The 24,085-nt window shown below is 73.4% G+C and carries 19 protein-coding genes; 11 read left to right on the top strand and 8 right to left on the bottom strand.

Annotated features, from left to right (window positions below):
• Positions 1 to 21: 21 nt before the first annotated feature.
• Complete coding sequence (locus ACH4OA_RS29745; RefSeq protein WP_397948261.1) at positions 22 to 696, bottom strand: DUF2306 domain-containing protein; 675 nt, start codon at positions 694 to 696, stop codon at positions 22 to 24.
• Between the two features lie 275 nt (positions 697 to 971).
• Here ACH4OA_RS29745 and ACH4OA_RS29740 point away from each other — a divergent pair, with 275 nt between their 5' ends.
• From ACH4OA_RS29740 to ACH4OA_RS29700, 9 genes are read left to right on the top strand one after another with little or no spacing between them, the layout of a single operon-like run.
• The gene (locus tag ACH4OA_RS29740) at positions 972 to 1,952 is read left to right on the top strand and encodes a zinc-binding alcohol dehydrogenase family protein (protein ID WP_397972222.1); all 981 of its coding nucleotides are present in this window, start codon (positions 972 to 974) and stop codon (positions 1,950 to 1,952) included.
• A gap of 59 nt (positions 1,953 to 2,011) precedes the next feature.
• On the top strand, positions 2,012 to 3,610 hold the full coding sequence (locus ACH4OA_RS29735; protein WP_397972219.1) for an FAD-dependent monooxygenase: 1,599 nt from the start codon (positions 2,012 to 2,014) through the stop codon (positions 3,608 to 3,610).
• A gap of 38 nt (positions 3,611 to 3,648) precedes the next feature.
• Complete coding sequence (locus ACH4OA_RS29730) at positions 3,649 to 4,467, top strand: AfsR/SARP family transcriptional regulator (RefSeq protein WP_365879327.1); 819 nt, start codon at positions 3,649 to 3,651, stop codon at positions 4,465 to 4,467.
• Positions 4,468 to 4,495: 28 nt separating this feature from the next.
• Positions 4,496 to 4,690 (top strand): ferredoxin, encoded by a 195-nt coding sequence (locus tag ACH4OA_RS29725; protein ID WP_365879325.1) that lies wholly within the window; start codon positions 4,496 to 4,498, stop codon positions 4,688 to 4,690.
• Positions 4,687 to 5,937 (top strand): NAD(P)/FAD-dependent oxidoreductase, encoded by a 1,251-nt coding sequence (locus tag ACH4OA_RS29720; protein ID WP_397972216.1) that lies wholly within the window; start codon positions 4,687 to 4,689, stop codon positions 5,935 to 5,937. The genes ACH4OA_RS29725 and ACH4OA_RS29720 overlap by 4 nt, the downstream gene beginning before the upstream one ends.
• Before the next feature lie 54 nt (positions 5,938 to 5,991).
• Positions 5,992 to 8,775 (top strand): alpha/beta fold hydrolase, encoded by a 2,784-nt coding sequence (locus ACH4OA_RS29715; RefSeq protein ID WP_397972213.1) that lies wholly within the window; start codon positions 5,992 to 5,994, stop codon positions 8,773 to 8,775.
• A gap of 4 nt (positions 8,776 to 8,779) precedes the next feature.
• Complete coding sequence (locus tag ACH4OA_RS29710; protein WP_397941738.1) at positions 8,780 to 9,757, top strand: NAD-dependent epimerase/dehydratase family protein; 978 nt, start codon at positions 8,780 to 8,782, stop codon at positions 9,755 to 9,757.
• Positions 9,754 to 10,836 (top strand): methyltransferase, encoded by a 1,083-nt coding sequence (locus tag ACH4OA_RS29705; protein WP_397948255.1) that lies wholly within the window; start codon positions 9,754 to 9,756, stop codon positions 10,834 to 10,836. Before ACH4OA_RS29710 ends, ACH4OA_RS29705 begins: the two co-directional genes overlap by 4 nt.
• 28 nt (positions 10,837 to 10,864) lie before the next feature.
• Positions 10,865 to 12,298, top strand: a complete 1,434-nt coding sequence (locus ACH4OA_RS29700) for an FAD-dependent monooxygenase (protein ID WP_397941742.1) — start codon at positions 10,865 to 10,867, stop codon at positions 12,296 to 12,298.
• Positions 12,299 to 12,397: 99 nt separating this feature from the next.
• Here the strand turns inward: ACH4OA_RS29700 and ACH4OA_RS29695 are convergent, their stop codons facing one another.
• Positions 12,398 to 14,224 (bottom strand): endonuclease/exonuclease/phosphatase family protein, encoded by a 1,827-nt coding sequence (locus ACH4OA_RS29695; protein ID WP_397972211.1) that lies wholly within the window; start codon positions 14,222 to 14,224, stop codon positions 12,398 to 12,400.
• 267 nt (positions 14,225 to 14,491) lie between these two features.
• On the opposite strand from ACH4OA_RS29695, the gene ACH4OA_RS29690 reads away from it, so the two are divergent.
• Together ACH4OA_RS29690 and ACH4OA_RS29685 are read left to right on the top strand one after the other, a co-directional pair.
• On the top strand, positions 14,492 to 15,916 hold the full coding sequence (locus ACH4OA_RS29690) for a hypothetical protein (protein ID WP_397948254.1): 1,425 nt from the start codon (positions 14,492 to 14,494) through the stop codon (positions 15,914 to 15,916).
• A gap of 214 nt (positions 15,917 to 16,130) precedes the next feature.
• Positions 16,131 to 17,585: an alkaline phosphatase PhoX gene (locus ACH4OA_RS29685; RefSeq protein WP_397941746.1), complete on the top strand. Its 1,455-nt coding sequence runs from the start codon at positions 16,131 to 16,133 to the stop codon at positions 17,583 to 17,585.
• A 111-nt stretch (positions 17,586 to 17,696) separates the two neighbouring features.
• Here ACH4OA_RS29685 and ACH4OA_RS29680 read toward each other — a convergent pair whose 3' ends face one another.
• The 6 genes from ACH4OA_RS29680 to ACH4OA_RS29655 form a co-directional block, all read right to left on the bottom strand.
• Positions 17,697 to 18,902: a TerD family protein gene (locus ACH4OA_RS29680; protein WP_397941747.1), complete on the bottom strand. Its 1,206-nt coding sequence runs from the start codon at positions 18,900 to 18,902 to the stop codon at positions 17,697 to 17,699.
• A 60-nt stretch (positions 18,903 to 18,962) separates the two neighbouring features.
• Complete coding sequence (locus ACH4OA_RS29675) at positions 18,963 to 19,952, bottom strand: zinc-dependent alcohol dehydrogenase family protein (RefSeq protein WP_397941749.1); 990 nt, start codon at positions 19,950 to 19,952, stop codon at positions 18,963 to 18,965.
• A complete protein-coding gene (locus tag ACH4OA_RS29670) occupies positions 19,949 to 20,773 on the bottom strand; it encodes a carbohydrate ABC transporter permease (RefSeq protein ID WP_365882459.1) in 825 nt (274 codons plus the stop codon). The genes ACH4OA_RS29675 and ACH4OA_RS29670 overlap by 4 nt, the downstream gene beginning before the upstream one ends.
• Complete coding sequence (locus ACH4OA_RS29665) at positions 20,770 to 21,705, bottom strand: carbohydrate ABC transporter permease (protein ID WP_397941751.1); 936 nt, start codon at positions 21,703 to 21,705, stop codon at positions 20,770 to 20,772. The genes ACH4OA_RS29670 and ACH4OA_RS29665 overlap by 4 nt, the downstream gene beginning before the upstream one ends.
• Entirely contained in the window at positions 21,702 to 23,072 is a 1,371-nt protein-coding gene (locus tag ACH4OA_RS29660) for an ABC transporter substrate-binding protein (protein ID WP_397948251.1), read from the bottom strand. Before ACH4OA_RS29660 ends, ACH4OA_RS29665 begins: the two co-directional genes overlap by 4 nt.
• A 127-nt stretch (positions 23,073 to 23,199) precedes the next feature.
• Positions 23,200 to 23,970: a DeoR/GlpR family DNA-binding transcription regulator gene (locus ACH4OA_RS29655; RefSeq protein WP_365882453.1), complete on the bottom strand. Its 771-nt coding sequence runs from the start codon at positions 23,968 to 23,970 to the stop codon at positions 23,200 to 23,202.
• Positions 23,971 to 24,085 lie beyond the last annotated feature (115 nt).

The raw sequence follows: 24,085 nt of genomic DNA, 5'->3' as shown, positions 1-24,085 counted from the left end.
AACGAGGAAACAGGGCGTTCGTCAGCGGGGATTCGGGACGGGGCGCCGCTTCCGCTTCGGTCGCAGCAGGTACCATTCGACGAACAGGAGATGGCCGAGAACCGCACCCCAGGTAGCCGACGCGTAGGCCTGTTCGTAGTTCAGGCCGACGGCCACCAGAATGAGGTTGAGCGGACGCAGCGTGACCGTGGAGGTGGTCATCGCGACGTTCCGCAGCATCCACTTGCGGTGGTCGGCGTACTTTCGCTGCCGGGCGGTCAGGTAACCGGCGACACCGGTGATGATCCAGCAGGCGTCCATGGCGAGCAGCGCGGTGGACACGTCCGGTCCGCTGGTCGTCAGCAGCGAGTCGGGCAGGGCCAGCGCCGCGGACGGGAAGACGCCGGCGAAGAAGTAGACGCGGCCGACGATGCGGTGCGCCCGCGGCCGCTGGGCCCGGAACCAGGGCCAGACCTGGAGCCAGGCCAGCACGATGGCGATGACGGCGGTGTAGATGTGGACGACGAACAGCGGGTAGTGCCAGGGCAGGTCGGTGCGTATGCCCAGCCTGCTGTTGGACGGGTCGAAGGTGAGGTACCGGGAGACGCCGAACGCGGCGAATCCCACGCAGTAGACCGCGAGGCAGGCCACCCACGTCAGTTCACGCCCGCCGGGCTTCGACACCGGCGCCGCTTGGAGCGGGCGCTCTGCTTCCACGGGAACTTCCCGGACGCTGTCCACAGCATCACCTTTCCTCGCCGCTAACCTGAAGGCTCCCTCGGAGACTAAGAAATGCGGCGGCGTACGGCGGCGTACGGGCCGATAATCCCCACCTATGTGGTATCCGGTGTGCCTCTTTGGTGGTACGCGGCACTCCGGTTCGCCGATTTCACGTGCTTCTTTTGTTGACTTTCTACGGCGCGTCACCGCGGGGTATGTTTTTTGCCAATTCCGATCTTGCCCGACTGAATTCCTAAGGGGACCGCCAGCCCATGCGCATCGTTCGGTACCACGAATTCGGGCCGTCGAGTGTTCTCCGAATCGAGGAGGCGGACGTCCCGCGTCCCGGGCCCGGCGACGTACTGGTCCGCGTGGAGGCGATCGGCGTCGACCAGGCCGATGTGCAGCGGCGGCGCGGCGAGCACCCCGTGTCCGCACCGGTGCTGCCGGCCTGCCCCGCCGCGGACGTCGTCGGCGTGGTCGAGGCGGCCGGCGCCGAGGTGCCCGACGGACATCTCGGCACCCGCGTGGTGGTGTGGAAGGCGCAGAACGCCTACGCCGACCACGTCATCGCCCCGGTGGACCGGATCATGCCGCTGCCGGACGGCCTGGACCCGGCCGGGGCCACGGTCCTGGGCTCCACCGGACGGGTCGCGATGCAGATCGTCGACACCGGGCGGCTGCGGGCCGGGGAGAGCGTGCTGGTGCACGGGGCGGCCGGCGCCGTGGGCCACATGGCCCTGCAGATCGCCAAGGCACTCGGCGCGAAACCCGTGATCGCCACCGCGAGTTCGGCCGGGAAGCTGGAGTTCGCCCGGTCCCTGGGAGCCGACGTCTGCGTGGACTACGGCCGCCCCGACTGGGCCGAGCGGGTGCGCGAAGCCGTGGACGGGCCGGGCGTGGACGTCATCCTCGACGGCGTCGGCGGCGACCTGCTGCACGACGACGTCGCCCTGCTGGCCCCGTACGGCCGGCTCGTCTTCTACGGCGCCTCCGGCAGCCCGACCGCGCGTCCCGTCCTGCCGTTCCTGGACGTGCTCGGCATGAAGTACGTGACCGGCTTCAGCATGGCCACCCTGCTGCGCCACCGCCCCGACCTCGCCGAGTCCGGCACCCGGCGGCTCCTCGGCCTGGTCGCCGACGGATCCGTACGCCCCGTGGTCGCGGCGCGCGTGCCCCTGGCCGAGGCCGCCCGGGCCCACGATCTGGTCGAGTCACGCGCCAGCCGGGGCCGTGTCGTGCTCGTGCCCTGAGGAGACCACCCGCCGTGACCACACCAGGAACACATCCCGCTGACGGGGAAGGGAACAGCATGCTGGAGCAGTCCGAGACCGAGGTGCTCATCGTCGGGGCGGGACCGGTCGGCCTCGCCCTGGGCGTCGACCTGCTGCGCCGGGGCATCTCCGTACGCGTCGTCGACCGGGACCCCACCCACCACCCGCACTCCAAGTCCCTGGCGCTGTGGCCGCGGGCCCTGGAGAGCTTCCACCGCATGGGGCTCGTCGACCCGCTGCTCGACCGGTCGCTGACGGTCGGCGCGCTGAAGTACTACATCGGCGGACGGATCATCCGGATCGGCTTCGGCAGCCTGGACGGAAGCCGGTACCGCTATCCGGTCACCCTGCCGCAGAGCGCCACCGAGGACGTGCTGCGGCAGGGCTTCGCGGACGCGGGCGGCAAGGTCGAGTACGGCACGGAGTTCGTCCGGGTCACCCAGGACGCCGACGGCGTACGGGCCGTGCTGCGCACCGACGGGCAGGAGACCGAGGCGACGGCGCGCTACCTCGTCGGCTGCGACGGCGCGCACAGCACCGTCCGCCAGTGCCTCGGCGTGGGCTTCGAGGGCGCCACCTACCCGGCGCGGTTCCTGGTGGCGGACGGCGTGTGGGAGACCAGCCTGCCGCAGAACGAGACGCACTACTTCATGGACCCCTCCGGCATCCTGGTCGTCACCAGCCTGCCCGACGGCAAGGCCCGTGTCTTCCTCGGCCTGCGCGAGGAAGTGCCCGAAGGACAGCTCGCCGAGACCGCGCAGAGGCTGGCCCGGACCCGGTGCACCGTGCCGATCCGGGCGGTGGGCGAACTGCAGACCGGGATCTTCCGCGTCCACCGGCGCATGGCGGACCGGTTCCGGGTGGGCCGCGTCCTGCTGGCCGGCGACGCCGCCCACATCCACAGCCCCGCCGGCGCCCAGGGACTCAACACCGGCCTGGAGGACGCCAGTTCGCTCGCCTGGCGGCTGGCGGCCATCCAGCGGCAGCAGCTCGCCCCCGCCGCCCTGGAGGAATGGGACCGACAGCGGCGGCACACGGCCGCCGCGGTGGTCGCCGACAGCGACCGGCAGACCCGGATGTGGACCCTGGACGGCTGGCGCAGGAACCTGCGCGACCTCGCCCTGGACGGCGCCGCCCGCGCCGGCCTCCTCGACCGGTTCGTCGCGCCGCGCCAGGCCCAGCTCACCCTGGCCTACCCCGGCGACGGCTCCCGGACCGGGAGACTGGCCAGTGGCATGCGGCTGCCCGACGTGCCGCTGGAGGGCCGGCCCGACCGGACCTGGCTGCACGACAAGGTGGCGCTCGACACGCCGGTGCTGCTGCTGTTCGCGGCCGACAACCGGGTCCCGGAGCGGCTGGAGAGCACCCGGCGGGCCGCCCGGCGGCTGCTCGCCGAGGGCGGCGGGCAGGGCTCCGCCTACCAGAAGGCCGTACTCCTCAGCGCCCGCATCCCCGCGTCCGCCGCCCAGGACGCCGGCATCGACGAGATCAACGATCCGGGCGCCGACATCCACCGGACCTTCGGCATCGACCGGCCGTGCGCCGTCGAGGTCAGGCCCGACGCCACCCTCGGCGCGGTCTTCGAGCTGAAGAACGGCGCACTGGTGCGCGCCACCCGGCGGCGCGGCCCGCGCTGACCGCCGGACCGCGAGGAGACACAGGGAAGGAGAGCGGGGTGGCTCTGTTCACCATGCTCGGTCCGTTCGGGGTGGAGCCTCGGCTGCCGCAGGACCGGATCGCGGTGCCCCGGGGACCGAAAGTGCGGAAGCTGCTCTGCCTCTTCCTGCTGCACCCCGGCACGATCGTGACGCTGCATCAGATCATGGACGAGCTGTGGGGCGAGAAGACGGTCGACAGCGCCGTGCCCACGGTGCGCACGCACATCTACCACGTGCGCCGCTTCCTCGCGGAGCGCGGCGCCGGCGAGTACGGCGCGGTGATCCGCACCAGCAGCTCCGGCTACGTCCTGGAGCCGCGGGAGGACAGCACCGACGTGGCGGAGTTCCGGGTGTCCGCCCGGCGCGGCGGCGCGCTGCTGAAGGAACGGGACTACGCGGCGGCGGCCCGGGAACTGCGCGCGGCGCTGGCGCTCTGGCGCGGGCCGGCACTGGCCGACGTGGCGCACGGCCGGGTGCTCGAACAGGAGGTCGCCCGGCTGGAGGACCAGCGGCAGGACGCGCTGCACCAGCGGATCGTCGCCGATCTCCAGCTCGGCAACCACCGCGAGCTGGTCGGCGAGCTGCGCGCCCTGGTGGCCGCCCAGCCACTGGACGAGTGGCTGTACGGATGCCTGATCGAAAGCCTCCACCGCAGCGGCCGCCGCACCGAGGCACTGCAGGCCTACGGCCGGATCAGCCAGGCGCTGGACACCGAACTGGGCCTGGAGCCCGCGCCGTTCCTCCAGGAGATGCGGCGGATGATCCTCGCGCCCGCGGCGGACGGCCCGGCCCGCTCCGGCTCGTTCATGACCCAGGCGTTCTCGACCATCGCATGACACGTGAAAGGCGAAGGTGACAGGAAAGATGAAGGTTGTCGCGGACTACGACAAGTGCTGTGCCGCGGGCCAGTGCGCCGTGCTGGCCCCGGACGTGTTCGACCAGGACGAGGACGACGGTGTCGTGGTGATCCTGGACGAGGAGCCGCCCGCCGTCCTGCACGACGCGGTGCTGCGGGCCGTCACGGCCTGCCCCGGCGCGGCTCTCCGGGTGGTGCGGTGAGCCCTCGGACGATCGTCGTGGTCGGCGCGTCCGCCGCGGGCATCGCGACGGCGGAGACCCTGCGCCGGAAGGGCTACGACGGACGCCTCGTCGTCGTCGGCGACGAGAAGCACCTGCCCTACGAACGCCCGCCGCTGTCCAAGCAGGTGCTGACCGGCGAGTGGGACGAGGACCGCACCGCCATGCGGGACACCGCCTCGCTCGAGGAGTGCGCCCTCGACCTGCGCCTCGGAGTCCGCGCCACCGGACTCGACGCCGCCGCCCGCCGGGTCACCCTCGACGACGGCGCGGTCCTCGGCTACGACGGCCTGGTCATCGCCACCGGCGTGCGGCCCCGCACCCTGCCCGGCGCCGGGGAACTGTCCGGTGTGCACACGCTGCGCACGCTGGACGACCTGGCCGCCCTGCGCGCCAGCCTGCGGGCCGGCGGCACGGTCGCCGTCATCGGCTCCGGCCCGCTCGGCATGGAGGTCGCCGCGTCCCTCGCCAAGGGCGGCGCCCACCGGGTGACCGTCGTCACCGACGAACCGGTGCCGATGGAGCGGGTCTTCGGCGCCGAGGTCGGCACCCTGCTCGACCGGGTCCACCGCGGCAAGGGCGTCACCCTGCGCACCGGGCAGACCGTGACGGGACTCGCCGGCGCCCGGGGCGCGGTGACGGGGGTCGAGCTCGCCTCCGGGGAGACGGTCCCGGCGGACACCGTCGTCGTGGCGATCGGCTCCACGCCGAACACCGAATGGCTCGCGGACAGCGGACTCACCGTCGACCGCGGCATCCACTGCGACGCGTACAGCGCGGCGGCGCCCCGCGTGTACGCCGCCGGCGACGTCGCGCACTGGCACCACCCCGTCCAGGGCGAACGGGTGCGCACCGAGCACCGCATCAACGCCACCGAGCAGGGCGCCGTGGCCGCGCACAACCTGCTGGCCGAGCTGGACGGCATACCCGAGCAGCGCGGCGAGTACGCGCCGGTGCCCTACTTCTGGTCCGACCAGTACGCGCTGAAGCTCCAGGCGTACGGCCTGCTGCACGGCGCGGACCGGGTGGAACTGCGGTACGCCGACCTCGGCGACCCCGACCGCCCCCGCGTCGTCGCCTTCTACTTCCGCCAGGGCCTGCTGCGCGGCGTCCTCGGCACCGGGATACCGCCCCGCGTCCTGCGCGAGGCACGCGGCCTCGTCGCCCGCCCCCAGCCGTGGGACGGCATCCGGGACCGGGCCGACGACGTACTGGCCGCCCTCGGCTAGGACCCCTCCGGCCCCTCCCGCGCACGAGACGCCACCGAACACCTGAGAAGAGGCATGATGACGACGAGCCGGACGACACCCGAGGCGGGCGCCGGCCTGAGCGGTCTGCTGCTGCGGGCCGCGGCCCGGTTCCCGGACCACGGAGTGCGCTACGGCTCCGCCGAGCACCCCGCCGAGTACACCCTCCAGACCTACCCCGACCTCCTCGCCGACGCCCTGCGCCTGCTGGGCGCCCTGCGGGAGAACGGCGTCGGCCGGGACCGGGTCGTGGCGCTGCTCCTGGAACGGCCCGAGGACTTCCTCCCGGCCTTCTGGGCCTGCCTGCTCGGCGGCGTCACCGTCTGCCCGCTGGTGCCGCTGCGCACCGACCCGCAGCGCTGGGCCGCCCAACTGGCCCACGTCGACACCCTCCTCGGCGGTCCGCTGGTGGTCACCGACCGGCGCGTGCGCGAGGAACTCCCCGTGGTCGACGGGCTGGCCGTGACCACCCTCGACGAGCTGGCCCGCGCCACGGACGGCGCGGCCGCCCCCGCGGCCGCACCGGCCGCCACCGGCCCCGACGACGTCGCGCTGCTGGTGCTCACCTCCGGTTCCACCGGCGCCGCCAAGGCGGTCCGGCTCACCCACGGCAACCTGCTGGCCTCCATGGCCGCCAAGGCCGGCACGCAGTCGCTCGGCGCGGACGACGTGACCCTCAACTGGATCTCGTACGACCACGTCGCCGCGCTGCTGGAGGCGCATCTGCTGCCGCTGTCGGTGGGAGCCGTCCAGGTGCAGGTCGCCCCGGAGGCGGTGCTGGCCGACCCGCTGCGCTTCCTGGAGCTGATCGACGCCCACCGGGTGACGATGACGTTCACCCCGAACTTCCTGCTCGGCCTCCTCAACAAGGCGCTCGACCGGCTGCCCGACCCGCCCGCCCTGGACCTGTCCCGGCTGCGGCACATCGTCTCCGGCGGCGAGGCCAACCCGGTGGCCACGGGCACCGGGTTCCTCGACCGGCTGGCTCCGTACGGGCTGCGCCGCGGCGCCCTGTGGCCCGCCTTCGGCATGACCGAGACCTGCGCCGGCAGCATCTACAACCGGGAGTTCCCGGACGCCGACCGGACGGCCGAGTTCGCGGCGGTCGGCCGGCCGGTCGACGGACTGCGGATCAGGGTCACCGCGGACGACGACACGCCCCTGGCCGACGGCGAGACCGGCGAGGTCCAGCTCACCGGCCCGATGATCACCGACGGGTACTGGAACGACAAGGAGGCCACCCAGGCGGCCTTCACGGACGACGGCTGGTTCCGCACCGGCGACCTCGGCCGGCTCGACCACGGGCGGCTGACCCTGGCCGGGCGCAGCAAGGACAGCATCATCGTCAACGGCGTCAACTACTACAGCCACGACCTGGAGTCGGTGCTCGACGGCCTGGACGGCATCGCCCGGTCCTACGTCGCCGCGTTCCCGACCCGCCCGCCGGGCGGCGACACCGAACAGCTCGCCGTCGCGTTCGCCGTCAACCCCGGTACCGCCGCCGACGAGGCGGCCCTGCACCGCCTGCTCATCGCCGTCCGGAACAGCGCCGTACTGCACTGGGGCTTCCGCCCGGCGGTGCTGCTCCCGCTGCCCCAGGACGCCTTCCCGAAGACGAGCCTCGGCAAGATCCAGCGCTCCCTGATGCGCCGGCGGCTGGAGGCCGGCGACTACGCGGACCACCTGACAGCCGTCCGGGAGCTGGTCACCCGGCAACTGGGCGGCTACACCGCCCCGGTGGGCGAGACCGAGCGGACCCTGACCGCGCTGTACGGCGAACTGGTCGAGGAGCCGCCGGACACGATCAGCGCCACCGCCGGCTTCTTCGACCTCGGCGGGACCTCGCTGGACATCCTGCGCCTCAAGCGTCTGATCGCCCGGCACTTCCCCGGTGCGCGGCTGCCCGTCCTCGCCCTCCTCACCTCGCCCAGCGTCCGCGCCCTGGCCGCGCGCATCGACGCCGGCCAGGGCGAGCGGCCCGCGCCCTACGACCCGGTCGTCCCGCTCCAGACCGGCGGCGACAGGACACCCCTGTTCTGCGTCCACCCGGGCGTCGGCGAAGTGCTCGTCTTCGTCAACCTCGCCAAGTACTTCGCGCACGAGCGGCCCTTCTACGCCCTGCGGGCCCGCGGCTTCAACCCCGGCGAGACACCCTTCGCGAGCTTCGCCGAGATGGCCCGCACCTACGCCGACGCCATCCGGGCCACGCAGCCGCACGGCCCCTACGCCCTCGCCGGGTACTCCTTCGGCGCGGCGGTGGCCTTCGAGGTGGCCAAGCTGCTGGAGGCGGACGGCGAACGCGTGGACTTCCTCGGCAGCTTCAACCTCCCCCCGCACATCAAGTACCGCATGGACGAACTCGACTTCACCGAGACCGCGGTCAACCTGGCGATGTTCCTGGACCTGATAACCAAGCGGCAGGCGGCCACCCTGCCCGCCGAGCTGCGCCCGCTGGACCGGCCGGAACAGCTCGGCCGGCTGCTCGCCCTCGCCCCGCCGGACCGGCTCGCCGAACTCGACCTCGACACCGAGCGGTTCACCGCGTGGGCGGAACTCGCCGACAGCCTCACCGGCCTCGGCCGTACCTACCAGCCCACCGGCGAGGTCGCCGCCCCCCTGAGCGTCTTCTACGCCGTACCGCTGCGCGGCACCAAGCAGGACTGGCTGGACCACGAGCTGAAGCGATGGGCCGACTTCACCCGCGAGGAAGCCCGGTACATCGACGTGCCCGGCGAGCACTACACCCTCATGGGCCCCCGGCACGTGGCCGTCTTCCAGTCCCTGCTGCGCGCCGAACTGGCCCGCGCCCTGGAGGACTGAGCCCATGGCCGGCACCACCGCGCTCACCGGGCGGAAGATCCTGATCACCGGGGCCACCGGCCTGGTGGCCCGTACCGTCGCCGAGACGCTCGCGGCCCGCAACGAGGTCTGGTGCGCCGGCCGGTTCGGCGACCCGGCCCTGGAGCACCGGCTCCGGGACCGGTCCATCCGGACCTGGCACTGGGACATGGCCACCGACACCCTGGACGGCCTCCCCGACGACTTCACCCATGTGCTGCACGCCGCCGTCGAACGCGGTGACGGGGACTTCGAGGAGACGGTGACGGTCAACTCCGTCGCCACCGGCCGCCTGATGACCCACTGCCGCACCGCCGAAGCCTTCCTCTACGTCTCCACCAGCGCCGTCTACGCACCCCAGGCCCCGGACCACCGGCACACCGAGTCCGACCCGCTGGCCGCCGCGTCCGCCTGGCTGCCCGCCTACCCGGTGGGCAAGCTGGCCACCGAGGGCGCCGTCCGCGCGCTCGCCGTCACCCTGGGCCTGCCCACCACCATCGCCCGGCTCAACGTGGCCTACGGGCCGCACGGACACGGCGGGCTCCCGGTCATCCACTACCGGCAGATGCTCGCCGGACAGCCCATCGCCGTGCCCCGCGAGGACCAGCACTACTGCTCCCCGATCCACACCGACGACATCGCGCGGCACGTGCCCCGGCTGTGGGCCGCGGCGGCGGCCCCCGCGACCGTGGTCAACTGGGGCGGGGACGAGACCGTCGGCGTGCGGGACCTGATGACGTACGTCTCCCGCCTCACCGGGGTGCCGGTCGCCTTCGCACCCGCCGACGTCACCCGCGCCGTCGTCGCCTTCGACCCCACCCGCCGCCGGGACCTCGCGGGCGACTGCGCGTGGTCCTGGCGCGACGGCGTCCGGCAGGTGCTGGACGCGCACTTCCCCGGCTCGGTCGACACCGGCCCGCAAAGAGCCGACACCGGCCCGCAAAGAGAGGTCCCGGCTCCATGACCACCGTGCCCGCCCCCACCGGCGAGACCCCCGCACCCCCCGGGACACCGGCCGAACCCCAGGTGCTGGGCCTGCTGGAGCGCGCCCTCAGCACCAGTTGCGCCGCCTCCCTGCGCGCCGCCGTGAAACTCGGCCTCGCCGACGCCCTCGGCACCGCCCCGGCCACCGCCGGGGACCTGGCCGCCGCGGTCGGCGCCGACCCGGACGCGCTGCGCCGCCTGCTGCGCGCGCTCACCTGCCACCAGGTCTTCACCGAGGACGCCGCGGGCCGGTTCGCCCACACGGACGTCTCACGGCTGCTGCGCACCGGCACCCCCGACAGCCTCGACCAGCTCGTGCTGTGGATGACCGAACCGTGGACCTGGGAGCTGTGGGGCCGGCTCGACGAGTCGGTCCGCACCGGCGAGGACGTCTTCGTCGGCCTGTACGGCCAGGAGTTCTTCGAGCAGGTGCACACCGCCTGGCCGCAGTCCGCGGAGGTGTTCGACCGGGCCATGACCCAGGCGAGCCGGCAGTCCGCCCGGGCCGTCGCGGCCGCCCTGCCGCTGGACGGGGCGCGCGTGGTCGCGGACATCGGCGGCGGCCAGGGCTTCCTGCTGGCCTCGCTGCTCGAACACCACCCCGGCCTGCGGGGCATCCTCTTCGACCGGCCGGACGTGCTGGCCGGCGCCGACGCCCGGCTGCGCGAGGGCGGTCCGCTCGCCGGCCGGACCCGGCTGCTGCCCGGCGACTGCCGGGAGGAGGTGCCGGACGGCGTCGACGCGTACGTGTTCAAGAACGTGCTCGGCATGAACGACGAGGACGCCGCCGTGGTCCTCGGCACCGTCCTGCGGACGGCCCGCCCCGGCGCCCGGGTGATCATCGTGGAGAACCTCGTCGACGACGGCCCGGGCCAGGCCTTCAGCACCGCGATGGACCTGCGGATGCTCCTCACCGTCGGCGGACGCAAGCACACCCTGCGCGGACTGTGCGAGCTGGTGACGCGGTCCGGCCTCACCGTCCGGCAGGCCCGGCCGGTCGACTCCTACCAGCACATGATCGAGGCCACGGTGCCCGCGCCGGCCGCGGGGACCCGGTGAGAGCCCGGTGAGAGAGGGACGGACCGCCATGACCGAGGCCGTGGACGTCCTGGTCGTCGGAGCGGGCCCCACCGGCCTGCTGCTGGCCGGGGACCTGGCCGCCGCCGGCGTGCGGGTCACCCTGCTGGAACGGCGCCCGCACGCCGACGCCAACCTGACCCGCGCCTTCGCGGTGCACGCCCGCAGCCTGGAGGTGCTCGACGCCCGCGGCCTCGGCGACGAACTGGCCGGCCTCGGCCGCACGGCACCCGTCGTCGGCGTCTTCGGCAAGCTGGAACTGCATCTGCACCGGCTGCGCACCCGCTACCCGTTCGTGCTGATCACCCCGCAGTACAACACCGAGCGGCTGCTGGAGCGCCGGGCGCTGGCGGCCGGCGTGCGCATCGTGCGGGGCGCCGAGGTGGTGGGACTGCGCCGGCGGGCCGACGGCGTCGAGGCCGAGACGACGGGGGCGGGCACCTTCCGCGCCGCGTACCTGGTCGGCTGCGACGGCGTGCGCAGCGCGGTCCGGCGGCTGAGCGGCATCGGCTTCCCCGGCCGGTCGGTCCTGCGCTCGGTGATGCTGGCCGACGTCCGGCTCGCGGACCTGCCCACCGAGGCGGTGACCACCAACGCCAACCGGTACGGCTTCGCCTCGCTGGTGCCGTTCGGCGACGGCTGGTACCGGGCGATCGGCTGGATCGCCGGGGACGACCGCCCCGACGACGCCCCGGTGGAGGCGGCGGAGCTGGCCGGGCTGCTGCGCCGGGTGCTCGGCTCCGACCACGGCATGCACGAGCCGCGCTGGATCTCCCGCTTCCACAGCGACGAGCGGCAGGCGGTGCGCTACCGCGCGGGCCGGGTGCTGCTGGCCGGCGACGCCGCGCACGTGCACTCGCCCGCCGGCGGCATGGGCATGAACACCGGGCTGCAGGACGCCGCCAACCTGGGCTGGAAACTGGCCGCCGTGGTCCGGGGCCGGGCCGGGGAGCCGCTGCTCGACTCCTATGAGCGCGAGCGCCATCCGGTCGGCCGGCAGACGCTGCGGATCTCCGGTGCCATCACCCGGGGTGTGCTGAGCGCCCCGCGCAGCCGGACCGTGCGCCGGCTGCGGGACCTGGCCCTGCCCGCGGTCTCGCGGCTGAGTTCGCTCACGGCGCTGGGGGAGAGCCGGCTGTCGGGCATCGGCGTCTCCTACCCGGCGCCGCCCGGCAGCCACCCGCTCACCGGACGCCGGGTGCCCGACCTGCGGCTCGCGGACGGACGGCGGCTGTACGAGGTGCTGCGCGACGGCGCCTTCGTGCTGGTCGGCCGGGACCGGCCGGTACCGGAGGACGCCTGGCTGCGGGTCGCGGCGCCCGCCGGCGACCTGCGCCACACCCTGCTGGTCCGCCCGGACGGCCACATCGCCTGGGCCGCCGGCCGGCCCGACCCCGCCGGACTCCGCGCCGAACTGGAGCGCTGGCCGGTACGGGCCCACTGAGCCGCGCACCACCGGGCACAAGGGGCACCCGGCACCCGCCGAGCGGTGATCACCGCTCGGCGGGTGCCCGGTCCCGTCCCGCGGGTCAGACCCGTCGCGTCACGGGCGGAACCGCAGCACCTGCGGGTCGTGGTCGCTGATCTGGTCGTGGAACTCCGCGTTGATGTGCACGCTGTCGTACGCGAAGTCGCCGCCGCGGCGGATCGCCGGGCTGATCAGGATCTGGTCCAGGACCTGCTGGTTGCCCTGGTAGTCGTAGGTGTAACGCTCGCCGCGCGGCAGCGACTTGATCGCCGACCACAGCTCGCCGTCGCCCTCCAGGATGCGCGCGGTGCCGGAGAACTCGAAGTCGTTCATGTCGCCGAGCGCGATCACCTCTGCGTTCTTCTGGGCGGCCAGGATGTCCTTGACGAACGCGTTCACCACGGTCGCCTGGGCGTGCCTCTGGACCTCCGAGCTGCGCACCGGCGGCTGGTACTGGGCGGTCAGGCCCTGGTCGCCGCCCTTGGAGTTGAGGTGGTTGGCGATCACGAAGACGGTCTTGCCGCGGAAGACGAACTCGCCCGCGAGCGGCTTGCGGCTGTTGTTCCACGCCGCGTTCGCCGGGTCGATCCGGCCCGGCGAGACCGTCAGTCGCGCCTTGCCGTGCGCCTTGACGACACCGGCCGCGGTGGTGGAGCCGCCGCCCGGCCGGTCCGTGAAGGACACCCGGTCCGGGTTGAACAGGAACACCTGGCGGATGTTGCCGCCGGGCTCGCCGCCGTCCTGGCCGTCGACCGGGTCGACCGAGCGCCAGTCGTACCTCGGGCCGCCCGCCGCGACGATCGCGTCGATCAGCTTGGCCACCGTCCGGCTCGCGTCGACCGTGCCGTCGTCCACCGCGCCGTTGTCGTCCTGGATCTCCTCCAAGGACACGATGTCCGGCGACTGCAGGCGGTCCACGATCGCGGCGGCGTGCCGGTCGAAGGTGGTGTCCGACGGGTCGAGGTTCTCGACGTTGTACGTCGCCACCGCCAGCTCGCGGTCCGACTGCCGGCGCGTGGTCTCGCGCTCCAGGCCGCCGCCGTCCAGCGTGCCGAGGCTGCTCGCGGCCAGGGTGTAGCCGCCGAACTGGTTGAAGTCCAGCGGGCCGGTGGTGGCGCCCGCCAGGGTGTCGCCGACGTCCGCCTGCGGGAAGCCGGCGGCCGGGCCCAGCGACTGGATCTGGAGCCGGCCGGTGTTCTGCGCGTCGTAGGAGCCGTACACCGTGCCGCCGCGGCGGCTGCGGTGCTCCCACGGCTTCACCGTGACCCACAGCTCGCTGTACGGGTCGGTCGCGGTGACCACGCGGGCGTCGGCGACCTGGACGTTCATGCCCTCCAGGGACTCGTAGTAGTCCAGCGCGTACGCCGACGGGTCCAGGGCGAGGCCGTTGACGGAGCCGGCGGCGGCCGGGTCGCCCTGCGGGGCGTACGCGTCCGGCACCGCGTCCTCGTCGATCACGACCGGCGCCGGCACCGCGTTGCCCGTGGAGACGGTGGTGACCTGCGGCTTGGTGATCTCGGTCAGCGACTGGTTGCCGGACGAGGCGCCGCCCGGGACGAACTCGGTGACCGTGCCGCTCACCGTCACCGCGTCACCGGCCGCCACCTTCGGCGCGGAGCTGGTGAAGACGAACACGCCCTCGCTGGTGGCCGGGTCGTCGTCGGGGGCCGGGTCCTGGAGCCAGAAGCCCCGGGAGGAGCCGTAGGAGCGCGTGGCCGTGACGATGCCGGACACGTCCGTCACCTTCTGCCCGGCGAACGGCGATATCCGGGTGGTGCCCTGGATGTCGTGCACGCGCACCGAGTCGGCGTGCGCGGGAGAGGTGAGGACGACGGCGGAGACCGCGCTGCAGACGGCGGCGACGGTGAGCGCGCCGAGACGCGCGGAAGACCTGCTCGGCAAGGGATTCCCTCCGGGGACGGGCGTGGGCGCCGGGGTGCGGGCGGTGTGGGAGACGTGGGGTGCTGGTGGCCCTGTGTGACACGCGCAGCGTCGGGTGAACACCTGTCCCCCCGGCTTCTACGCGCGTCAATCTCCTGCCTGGCCCGGGAAGTTGTCAAGGTTTCGGCCATGTACGGCCGCCGACGGGGAGATGAACCGGGCGGCATGGGTGGATATCCGTCTAGGCTGAGCGGCTGAGCCCGTTCACGGTCCGAGGAGAACCACCCGATGTCAGACAGCTCCCCCCTGCCGCCCGCGCGGCTGCACCCCGAAGCGGAGCTGGCGCGTGCCGCGCTGTCCACGCCGTTGCTCTCCCGGGCGGCCCGCCTCGCCCGCTGGGCCGGCCCCGGCACCCGCGTGGACGCCGACGGCGCCCTGGCCGAGGAGCAGTTGCCGGCCGCCGCCGGCCTGCTGGGACTCACCGGGGACGACGCCGCCGCGTACGCCGCCGAGGCGTGGCGGATCGCCGTGGACGCCGGTCTGGTCGAGATCGAGGACGAGGCGGCCGGCACCGTCCGGCCCGGCGCGGGGCTCGCGCGGCTCACCGGCTCCCCGCAGGACGTGCTCGGGGTGTGGCTGGCCGTACTGGAGACCGTCGTCGCCGACGCGGCCGTTCCCGGCCTGGACGACCTCGCGGACGCGGTGGACGACGACGGCAGGGTCGATTTCTCGTCACTCGACTGGGACCCGCAGGCCGAGGCGGAGTTCCTCGACGGCGTCCTCGGCAACCTCTATCTGCTGACCGTCGGTGAGGACGGCCCCGGCGAGGCCCCCGTCCCGCTGCCCGCGCTGGCCGCGTCGATGCTCGTGCCCGACGGCATGGGCGAGCCCACCAACGACGTCCTGGAGCGGGTCTCCGACGCGATGATCCGGCTGGACGAGCAGTTCCGCGCGCTGGAGCCGGCCGGGCTCGTGGCCTACCAGCCGGTGGACGAGGCCCTGCTGGCCGACGCCGACGAGGAGCCGGCGCCGTCCGTGGACGACACCGACGTCTCCCGCTACGGCATGGTCCGGCTCACCCCGCTCGGTGTGTACGGGCTGCGGGCGCGGCTGCTGGAGGCCGGGTTCACCGCGCCGGCCGCCGGCGACCTGGCCGACGAGGGCGCGGACGTGCTGCTCGACGGCACCGCCCGGTTCGGCCGGGACGCCGCCCGCGCCGAGACCGAGCAGTGGCTCGGCCGCCGCGAACCGCTCGCCGCGGCCCGCGAGCTGCTGGCCGCCGCCCGCGGCGCGGACGCCGGCGCCCCGCTGCGCAGGCTGCGCTGCCAGCAGGCGCTGACCCTGGTCGGCGCCGAGGCCGAACCCGCGCTGCGCGAGGTGCTGGACGACCCGGAGCTGGGCGGCCTCGCCCGGGTCTGGCTGAGCGAGCACGGGGCCGCGGACGTGCCGCCGCCCTCGCAGGAGATGGTGTTCTGGCTGACCGTCGACACGCTGGCCGCGCAGTTGGCGGCCGAGGGCAACTCCGAGGAGCTGCGCGCCCTGGTGGAGGGGCTGGCCGCCCAGCACGGCGGGTTCTTCGCGGCGGCCTGGCGGGTGGACCACCCGGCGACCGCCGAGGTGCTGGACGCGATGGGACGGCTGCACCCGGACAAGAAGGTGGCCAAGGAGGCCCGGAAGGCGGCCTTCAAGGCCCGCTCCCAGCACGGCGGCTGAGCGGGCCGCCCACGCGGGACGGCCGGACTCCCGGCGCGGGACGGCCGGGGGTCCGCCGTATACGGCCGCATGGTGGGCCGTATACGGATTCATGGAACAGGCGCCGCCGTGGTGGCCCGGTGTTCAACTCCCGTTCACGGCCGGGCGGGAGCGTGTGCGCCGAACCGAGGCCCCCCACCCTCCACGACACCGCAACGCCGTCACAGGAGACACCATGACGCTCAGCCGCAGGGACTTCGCCAGGACATCCGCGCTCACCGGCGCCGGGGTCGCGCTGGCGGGCAGCGTCGGCGCCCTCGCCACCGCGCCGAACGCCCTGGCCGCCACGGAGACCGAGAGCGCCGGGGCCGCGCACGGGGACCACGGGGACCACCACCACGGCGTCGGCTACGGCCCGCTGGTCCCCGACCCGGACGGCATACTCGCCCTGCCCGCCGGCTTCCGCTACGAGATCGTCACCTACAGCGGCCGCACCACGCTGGAGTCCGGCGAGTTCACCCCGTCCAACCACGACGGCACCGCCGCCTTCGCCGGCCCGCGCGGCACCACCCTGCTCGTCAACAACCACGAGCTGGCCGGCGCCCGCGCCCAGTGGCCGCACCCGGTGCCGCTCGCCGAGGGCCTCGTCTACGACCCGGCGGCGGCCGGCGGCTGCACGGTGGTCGAGGTCCGCCGCGGCGGCGAGGTCGCCGAGTGGGTGGGCATCGCCGGCACCGCCACCAACTGCGCGGGCGGCAGCACCCCCTGGGGCACCTGGCTGACCTGCGAGGAAACCGAGGACAAGGCCGGGAAGAACGGCTTCACCAAGGACCACGGCTATGTCTTCGAGGTCGACCCGGCCGACCGCCGGGCCAACCGGGAGCCGAAGCCCGTCAAGGCGTTCGGCCGCTACGCCCACGAGGCCGTCGTCATCGACCCCCGGCACGGCCACGCCTACCTCACCGAGGACGCCTCCGGCCCCAACGGCCTGTTCTACCGCTGGACCCCGCCGGAGGGCTTCCGCCACGGCCGCGGCAAGCTGCGCACCCTCGCCGACGACGCGGGCGTGCTCCAGGCCTTCAGGTGCTTCGACTCCGGCGGCCGGTTCGTGGACGACCTGTCCCGCGCCACGAAGACCGGCACGGTGTACGGCGTGGACTGGGTGGACGTCCCCGACCGCGACGCCCGGACCGTCTCCGTGCGCAAGCAGTTCACGGACGGCCAGGTCACCCGGGCCCGCAAGCTGGAAGGCATGTGGTGGGGCGACGGCGGTGTCTACGTCGTCTCCTCCTTCGCCCGCCAGGAGAGCCCGGTCCAGCACGACGGCCAGGTGTGGTTCTACGACCCCAAGCGCCGCACCCTCACCCTGAAGGTGCTGTTCGGCGTGAACCCGGACCCGGCCGCGGACGGCGCCTTCGACGGTCCCGACAACATCACCGTCTCGCCGTACGGCGGACTGGTCATCGCCGAGGACGGCGAGGGCGTCCAGCACCTGTTCGGCGCCACCGAGAGCGGCCGGACCTACCCGATCGCCCGCAACGAACTGAACATCGGTACCGCCGCGGAGCCGGAGTACAGCGAGTTCACCGGCGTCACCTTCTCGCCCGACGGCCGGACCCTGTTCGCGAACATCCAGACCCCCGGCATCATGCTGGCGATCACCGGCCCCTGGAAGCGGCACAAGCGGTGACCTCCCGCCCACGGCGCTGATCCCACCCCGTCCCCGTCCCCGGCCAAGCCCCGGCCGGGGACGGCCGTCACACCGGCGGCGGGTCCCCGGCCTGCTGCGGTGTCCGCCGCGCTACAGCGCCTTCGCTCCCGGGTCCACCATGTTCCGTACCGTGCGGGCCTTCACGAAGTCGCCCAGGGCCGTCATATCCCACTCGCCGGAGAACTGGCGGACCAGCTTGGCCATCAGGACGCCGGTCTGGGGCTGCGCGCCGGTGAGGTCGAAGCGGACCAGTTCCTCGCCCGTCGCCGCGTCGAGCAGACGGCAGTACGCCTTGGCGACCTCGGTGAACTTCTGCCCGGAGAAGGAGTTCACCGTGAAGACCAGGCCGGTGACCTCCTGGGGCAGCCGGCCGAGGTCGACCATGATGGCCTCGTCGTCGCCCCCGCCCTCACCGGTCAGGTTGTCACCGGAGTGCTGCACCGAGCCGTTCAGGATCGCCAGCTTGCCGAAGTAGCAGCTGTCGAGGTGGTTGCGCCGCGGGCCGTAGGCGATGACCGAGGCGTCCAGGTCGATGTCCTTGCCGCGGAACGCCGGTTCCCAGCCGAGGCCCATCCGGACCTGCGTCAGCAGCGGCCGGCCGCCCTTGACCAGGGACACGGTCTGGTTCTTCTGGAGGCTGACCCGGCCCTTGTCCAGGTTGATCTTCCCCGCCCCGGGCGCCGGGGCGGGCGGCGGGGTCGCCGGCCGCGGCGGCACGGCGGCCGGCTGCGGCGGGGCGGCCGGCTGCGGCGGGGCCGGGGGAGCGGCCGGGGCCGTGGGGGAGACGGCCGGGGCCGGGGCCGGCTCCTCCACCGTCACGCCGAAGTCGGTCGCGATGCCCGCCAGACCGTCGGCGTACCCCTGGCCGACGGCCCGCGCCTTCCACTGGCCGCCGCGGCGGTAGATCTCCACGATCACCAGCGCGGTCTCCGTGCCGAGCCGCGGCGGCGTGAACGTCGCCAGCACGGCGCCGCCGTCCGCGTCCCGGACCGTGGCCGTCGGCTCGATGCCCTGGAAGGTCTGGCCGGCCGCGTCCGGGCTGGCCGTGACGACGATCTTCTCGATCTCCGGCGGCACGGCGGCGGTGTCCACCGTGACCGCGTCCGGAGCCGTGCCGCCGCCCGAGCGGTAGGTCACGCCGGGGCCGCTCGGCTGGTTGTAGAAGATGAAATCGCCGTCGGACCGCACCTTGCCGTCGCCGGTGAGCAGCAGGCCCGACACATCGAGCCGCACCGGGGCGGAGACGTCCACCGTCACGCGCGCGACCGGGAGAGCGATGTTCGAACCAGGGGTCATAGCTGTCATGCCGGGAGAACGAACGACACCGCTTTACCGTTCCCTTACCAGCCGAACGGGTTACGGCACCACCACGATCTTGCGCCCCACGCCCGCCGCGAACTGCTCCAGCGCCTGCGGATAGCGCGCCAGCTCGATCCGGTCGCTGATGAACACCTCCGGGTCCAGCACGCCGCTCGCGAACAGCTCCGCCGCCCGCTCGAAGCTGTGCAGCACGGCCATGGAACCGGTGATCGTGATCTCCTGGTTGTAGATGCGGTACGGGTCGATGGTCACGCGCGCCGCGTAGTCCGCCACGCCGAACTGGAGGAACGTGCCCGCCTTCGCCACCCGGCCCAGGCCGTCCTGGATCGCCGCCGCGTTGCCGGTCGCGTCCACGACCACGTCCCAGCCCTGCGGCCGGTCCAGTTCGTCCGCGCTGCCCGCCGCGCCCGAGACGCCGAGCCGGCGGGCGGTCTGAAGGCGGTCCGGGTTCACGTCGACCACCTCCACGCTCGCCGCGCCGGTCCGCTTGGCCAGCTCCAGCATCATCAGGCCCATGGTCCCGGAGCCGTAGACCAGGACGTGCGCGCCCAGCCGGGAGCGGAGCACGTCGTAGCCGCGCACCGCGCAGGACAGCGGTTCCACCAGGGCCGCGTCCTCGGTGCGCACATGCTCGGGCAGCCGTACGCAGTTCGCCACCGGGGCGACGGCGTACCGGGCCGCGCCGCCCGGGTCCGTCACACCGATCGCGGCCCACCGCTCGCACAGGTTGCCGTGCCCGGTACGGCAGTGGCGGCACTCGTGGCAGTGGAGCGAGGGGTCCACGGCCACCCGGTCGCCGACCGCCAGCTCGGTGACCCGGGTGCCGGTCCCGACGACCGTGCCCGCGAACTCGTGCCCGGGGATGATCGGCAGCCGGGGCGCGAACTCGCCCTGGAGGATGTGCAGGTCCGTGCCGCACAGGCCGCAGGCGGCGACCTCGACGACGACCTCGCGGGGTCCGGGCGTCGGGTCGGGGACCTCGGTGACGACGGCGCGGCCCACGGCCTCGATGACGGCGGCCTTCATTTCACGGCTCCCAACGACAGGCCCTGGACCAGTTTGTCCTGGGCGGCGAACCCCGCGGCGAGCACCGGCAGGGAGATGACGAGCGACGCGGCGCACACCTTCGCCAGGAACAGGCCCTGGCTGGTGATGAAGCCGGTCAGGAAGACGGGGGCGGTCTCGGCGACCACGCCCGTCAGCACCCGGGCGAAGAGCAGTTCGTTCCAGCTGAAGATGCAGCAGATCAGGGCGGTGGCGGCGATGCCGGGCAGGGCGATCGGGGCCACCACGCGGGCGAGGACCGTGGGCAGCCGGGCGCCGTCGATCCGCGCGGCCTCGATCACCGCGACCGGGATCTCGGCGAGGAAGGACTGCATCATCCACACCGCGATCGGCAGGTTCATCGAGGTGTGCAGCAGTACCAGCAGCCAGATGTCGTCCAGCGTCCCGGTGTGCTTCGCGAACAGGTAGACCGGCAGCAGACCGGCCACCACCGGCAGCATCTTCGTGGACAGGAAGAAGAACAGCACGTCGGTCCACTTGCGCACCCGGCGGATCGACAGCGCGTAGGCCGCGGGCAGGGCCAGCAGCAGGACGCAGAGCGTGGAGGCGGCCGAGGCCACCGTGGAGTTGACCAGCGCCGGCCAGGGACCGGGCCCGCCGTCGCCGCCGAAGAACGCGCGGTAGCCGTCCAGGGTGAGGGCGGCGCCGAAGGACGGCGGACTGGTCGCCGCGTCGGCCTCCGAGTGGAACGACGTCAGCGCCATCCACGCGATCGGCAGGAAGAACACGATCCCGGCCAGCCAGGCCAGCAGCGCCGGCCCGTGGCGTCGTACGGCCTTCATGCGGGGGACACCTCCTCGCGGAACAGGGACGACACCACGCGCAGCGCGAAGGTCGCGAGGGCGAGGGAGCCGATGACCACCAGGACGCCGGCGGCCGAGGCGAGCCCGTTCTCGTGGGCCTGGTAGAAGCTCTGGTAGACGGTGTAGGGCAGGTTGGCGGTGCCCAGCCCGCCGGAGGTGATCGTGAAGACCGCGTCGAAGTTCTGCACGATGTAGACCGAGCCCAGCAGGGCGCCCAGCTCCAGATAGCGGCGCAGGTGCGGGAGCGTCAGATGGCGGAAGACCTGCCAGTCGTTCGCGCCGTCCACCCGGGCGGCCTCGATCTGCTCGTGGTCGCGGCTCTGCAGGCCGGCGAGCAGGATCAGCATCATGAACGGCGTCCACTGCCAGACCAGGGAGGCCTCGACCGCGAGCAGCGGGGTGTGCGAGATCCAGTCGGGCTGGGGCCCGCCCACATAGTGGAGCAACCCGTTGAACAAGCCGTACTCAGGGTTGTAGAGCACATGTTTCCAGAGCAGGGCCGCGGCCACCGGGACGACCAGGAACGGCGCGATGAGCAGGGTGCGGACCAGGCCCCGGCCGCGGAACCTGCGGTCCAGCAGCAGCGCCAGGACCAGGCCGAGCACCAGGCTGACCAGGACCACCGTCACCGTCAGCAGCACGGTGGTCCACACCGAGTGGCGCAGCTCGGCGTCGGTCAGGACCCGGCGGTAGTTGTCGAGGCCGGCGAAGCGGCGGGCCTTCGGGTAAAGGGCGTTCCAGTCGAAGAAGGAGATCACCAGCGTGGCCACGAACGGCAGCTGGGTGACGACGATCATGAAGATAAGGGCGGGCAGCAGCGGGGCCCGGGTGGCCCAGGCGCGCAGCCGGGCGGAGGGCCGGCGGGCGGCGCGTACCGGCGTGGCGGCAACGGGTGCGGTGGTCGCGGTCATCGTCCCTCGTACTCCTCGGAGATGTGCTCGGCGAGCCGCTGGGACTTCTCCAGGGCCGCGTCCACGGACTGGCGTCCGGCGATGGCCGCGCTGATCTCCTGGGAGACCCTGGTGCCCAGATCGGTGAACTCGGGGATGCCGACGAACTGGATGCCGGGCGCGGGGCGCGGCTGGACGCCGGGGTCGTCCGGGCGGCTGTTCTCGATGGACCGCCTGGTCATCTCCTGGAACGCGGCGGCGGACGCGCGGTAGCCGGCGTCGGCGTAGGTGGAGGCGCGCTTGCCCGCCGGGACGTTCGACCAGCCGCTGGTCTCGCCGACCAGCCGCTCGTAGCCCTTGCCGGACGCCCAGGACACGAACTTCCACGCCTTGTCCGGGTTGCGGGAGGCATGCTGGATGCCCCAGGCCCAGGTGTAGAGCCAGCCGGAGGACTGCGTCTTCTCCACCGGCGCCGGGGCGTAGCCCAGCTTGCCCCGGACCGGGGAGTCGTCCGCCTCCAGCAGACCGGCCGCGGAGGTGGCGTCGTACCACATGGCGGTCTTGCCCTGTGTCATGTTGTTCAGGCACTCGGCGAAACCGGACTGGGCGGCTCCGGACTCGCCGTGCCGGCGGACCAGGCCGACGTAGAACTTCGTCGCCTTCTCGAAGGCGGGCGAGTCGAGCCGGGCCCTCCAGTCCTTGTCGAACCAGGTGCCGCCGAAGGTGTTCACGACGGTGGTCAGCGGCGCCGTCAGCTCGCCCCAGCCGGGCAGTCCGCGCAGGCAGATGCCGCGCATCCCGGGCCGGGCGCCGTCCGCCTCGGCGGCCAGCTCGGCGACCTGGTGCCAGGTGGGGCGGGCGGGCATGGTCAGGCCCTTGGCCGCGAACACGTCCTTGCGGTACATCAGGAAGGACGACTCGCCGTAGAAGGGCTGTCCGTACAGCTTGCCGTCGGCGCCGGTGAGGGCCTCGCGCATCGGCTTCAGGACGTCCTTCTCGTCGTACGACGGGTCCTTCGCGACGTACGCGTCCAGCGGGCGCAGCCAGCCGTTGCGGGCGTAGATCGGGATCTCGTAGTTGGACAGGGTGGCCACGTCGTACTGCCCGGCCTGGTTGGCGAAGTCCTGGCTGATCTTGTCGCGGACGTCGTTCTCGGGCAGCACCGTGAAGTTGACCTTGATGCCGGTGTCCTGGGTGAAGTGGGCGGCGGTCAGTTTCCGCAACTCGGTCATCTGCGGGTTGTTGACCATCAGGACGTTGATGGCGTCGCCGCCGGAACCGGTCCCGCCCGCGCCGGCCCAGCAGCCGGTGAGCAGCGGGGCGAGCAGCGTCCCTGCGGCGGCCGCGGCGAGCGTGGCTCGCGGCCTCCGTCGGCTCGGGGTGCGCATGGATCGCTCCTGGGGATAGCTGGAGAAGGAGGATGGAAGGGGATGTACAGGGAGATAAAGGGTGGTGTGCGGGCGGGGGAGGCCGGCCTCGGGGCGGGGAGGTCCCCGAGGACGGGCGGGCGGAGGCTCAGACCCGGATGACCTGCGGGCCCAGCAGGGAGTAGCGGTGGGCCTCGGCGGCCGGCAGGAGGGTGCTGGTCACGATCGTCTCCAGCGTGCCGACCTCCGCGAACCGGCAGAAGCCGACCGCGCCGAACTTGGTGTGCACGCCCGCGAAGACCGTGCGGCGGGCGGCCCGGACGGCCTGCGCCTTCACCTCGCCGACCGCCGGGTCGGGCGTGGTCAGACCGTACTCGCGGGAGATGCCGTTGGCCCCGATGTAGGCGAGGTCGAGCACGAAGCCGGCCAGCATCTTCGTCGTCCAGTGGTCGACGGTGGCCAGGGTGCCCCGGCGGACCCGGCCGCCGAGCAGCAGCACGGAGACGTTCTCCGCCTCCGCGAGGGCGCCCGCGACCGGCAGCGACGCGGTGACCACGGTCAGCGGCCGTCCCCCGGGCAGCGCCTCGGCGATGAGCCGCGGCGTGAAGCCCTCGTCGACGAAGACCGTCTCGGCGTCGCCGAGGAGACCGGCCGCGGCGGCGGCGATCCGGCGTTTCTCGGGCACGTGGCTGGTGGCGCGGAAGGCGAGCGTCGTCTCGAAGCCCGCGCGCTCCACCGGGTAGGCGCCGCCGTGGGTGCGGCGGACCAGACCGTGGTCCTCCAGCGCGCGCAGGTCGCGCCGGATGGTCTCCCTGGCCACGCCGAGCGCGGCGGCGAGGGCGGTGACGTCCACCGAGCCGGTGGCGCGCGCGGTCCGCACGATCTCCCGCCGGCGCTCCTCGGCGGTCCCTGTGCGCATGTCGTCACCCACTTCCCTGTGGCACTGCCCGTTCGGGCCCATGGGGGAAGTTCTACCGTCGGTGCGCGGCGCTGACCAGGTCTGTTGCGGGCCCGATCGGGCCCGCTTCGGCCCG

Source organism: Streptomyces sp. NPDC017095 (assembly GCF_044332325.1).
Lineage (GTDB): Bacteria > Actinomycetota > Actinomycetes > Streptomycetales > Streptomycetaceae > Streptomyces.
This window is presented reverse-complemented; position numbering and strand designations above follow the sequence as displayed.

Coding starts and splice junctions, on each gene's coding strand:
- ACH4OA_RS29740 (WP_397972222.1), top strand. CDS start 972: ATGCGCATCGTTCGGTACCACGAATTCGGGCCGTCGAGTGTTCTCCGA.
- ACH4OA_RS29735 (WP_397972219.1), top strand. CDS start 2,012: ATGCTGGAGCAGTCCGAGACCGAGGTGCTCATCGTCGGGGCGGGACCG.
- ACH4OA_RS29725 (WP_365879325.1), top strand. CDS start 4,496: ATGAAGGTTGTCGCGGACTACGACAAGTGCTGTGCCGCGGGCCAGTGC.
- ACH4OA_RS29715 (WP_397972213.1), top strand. CDS start 5,992: ATGATGACGACGAGCCGGACGACACCCGAGGCGGGCGCCGGCCTGAGC.
- ACH4OA_RS29710 (WP_397941738.1), top strand. CDS start 8,780: ATGGCCGGCACCACCGCGCTCACCGGGCGGAAGATCCTGATCACCGGG.
- ACH4OA_RS29705 (WP_397948255.1), top strand. CDS start 9,754: ATGACCACCGTGCCCGCCCCCACCGGCGAGACCCCCGCACCCCCCGGG.
- ACH4OA_RS29700 (WP_397941742.1), top strand. CDS start 10,865: ATGACCGAGGCCGTGGACGTCCTGGTCGTCGGAGCGGGCCCCACCGGC.
- ACH4OA_RS29690 (WP_397948254.1), top strand. CDS start 14,492: ATGTCAGACAGCTCCCCCCTGCCGCCCGCGCGGCTGCACCCCGAAGCG.
- ACH4OA_RS29685 (WP_397941746.1), top strand. CDS start 16,131: ATGACGCTCAGCCGCAGGGACTTCGCCAGGACATCCGCGCTCACCGGC.
- ACH4OA_RS29680 (WP_397941747.1), bottom strand. CDS start 18,902: ATGACCCCTGGTTCGAACATCGCTCTCCCGGTCGCGCGCGTGACGGTG.
- ACH4OA_RS29675 (WP_397941749.1), bottom strand. CDS start 19,952: ATGAAGGCCGCCGTCATCGAGGCCGTGGGCCGCGCCGTCGTCACCGAG.
- ACH4OA_RS29670 (WP_365882459.1), bottom strand. CDS start 20,773: ATGAAGGCCGTACGACGCCACGGGCCGGCGCTGCTGGCCTGGCTGGCC.
- ACH4OA_RS29665 (WP_397941751.1), bottom strand. CDS start 21,705: ATGACCGCGACCACCGCACCCGTTGCCGCCACGCCGGTACGCGCCGCC.
- ACH4OA_RS29660 (WP_397948251.1), bottom strand. CDS start 23,072: ATGCGCACCCCGAGCCGACGGAGGCCGCGAGCCACGCTCGCCGCGGCC.
- ACH4OA_RS29655 (WP_365882453.1), bottom strand. CDS start 23,970: ATGCGCACAGGGACCGCCGAGGAGCGCCGGCGGGAGATCGTGCGGACC.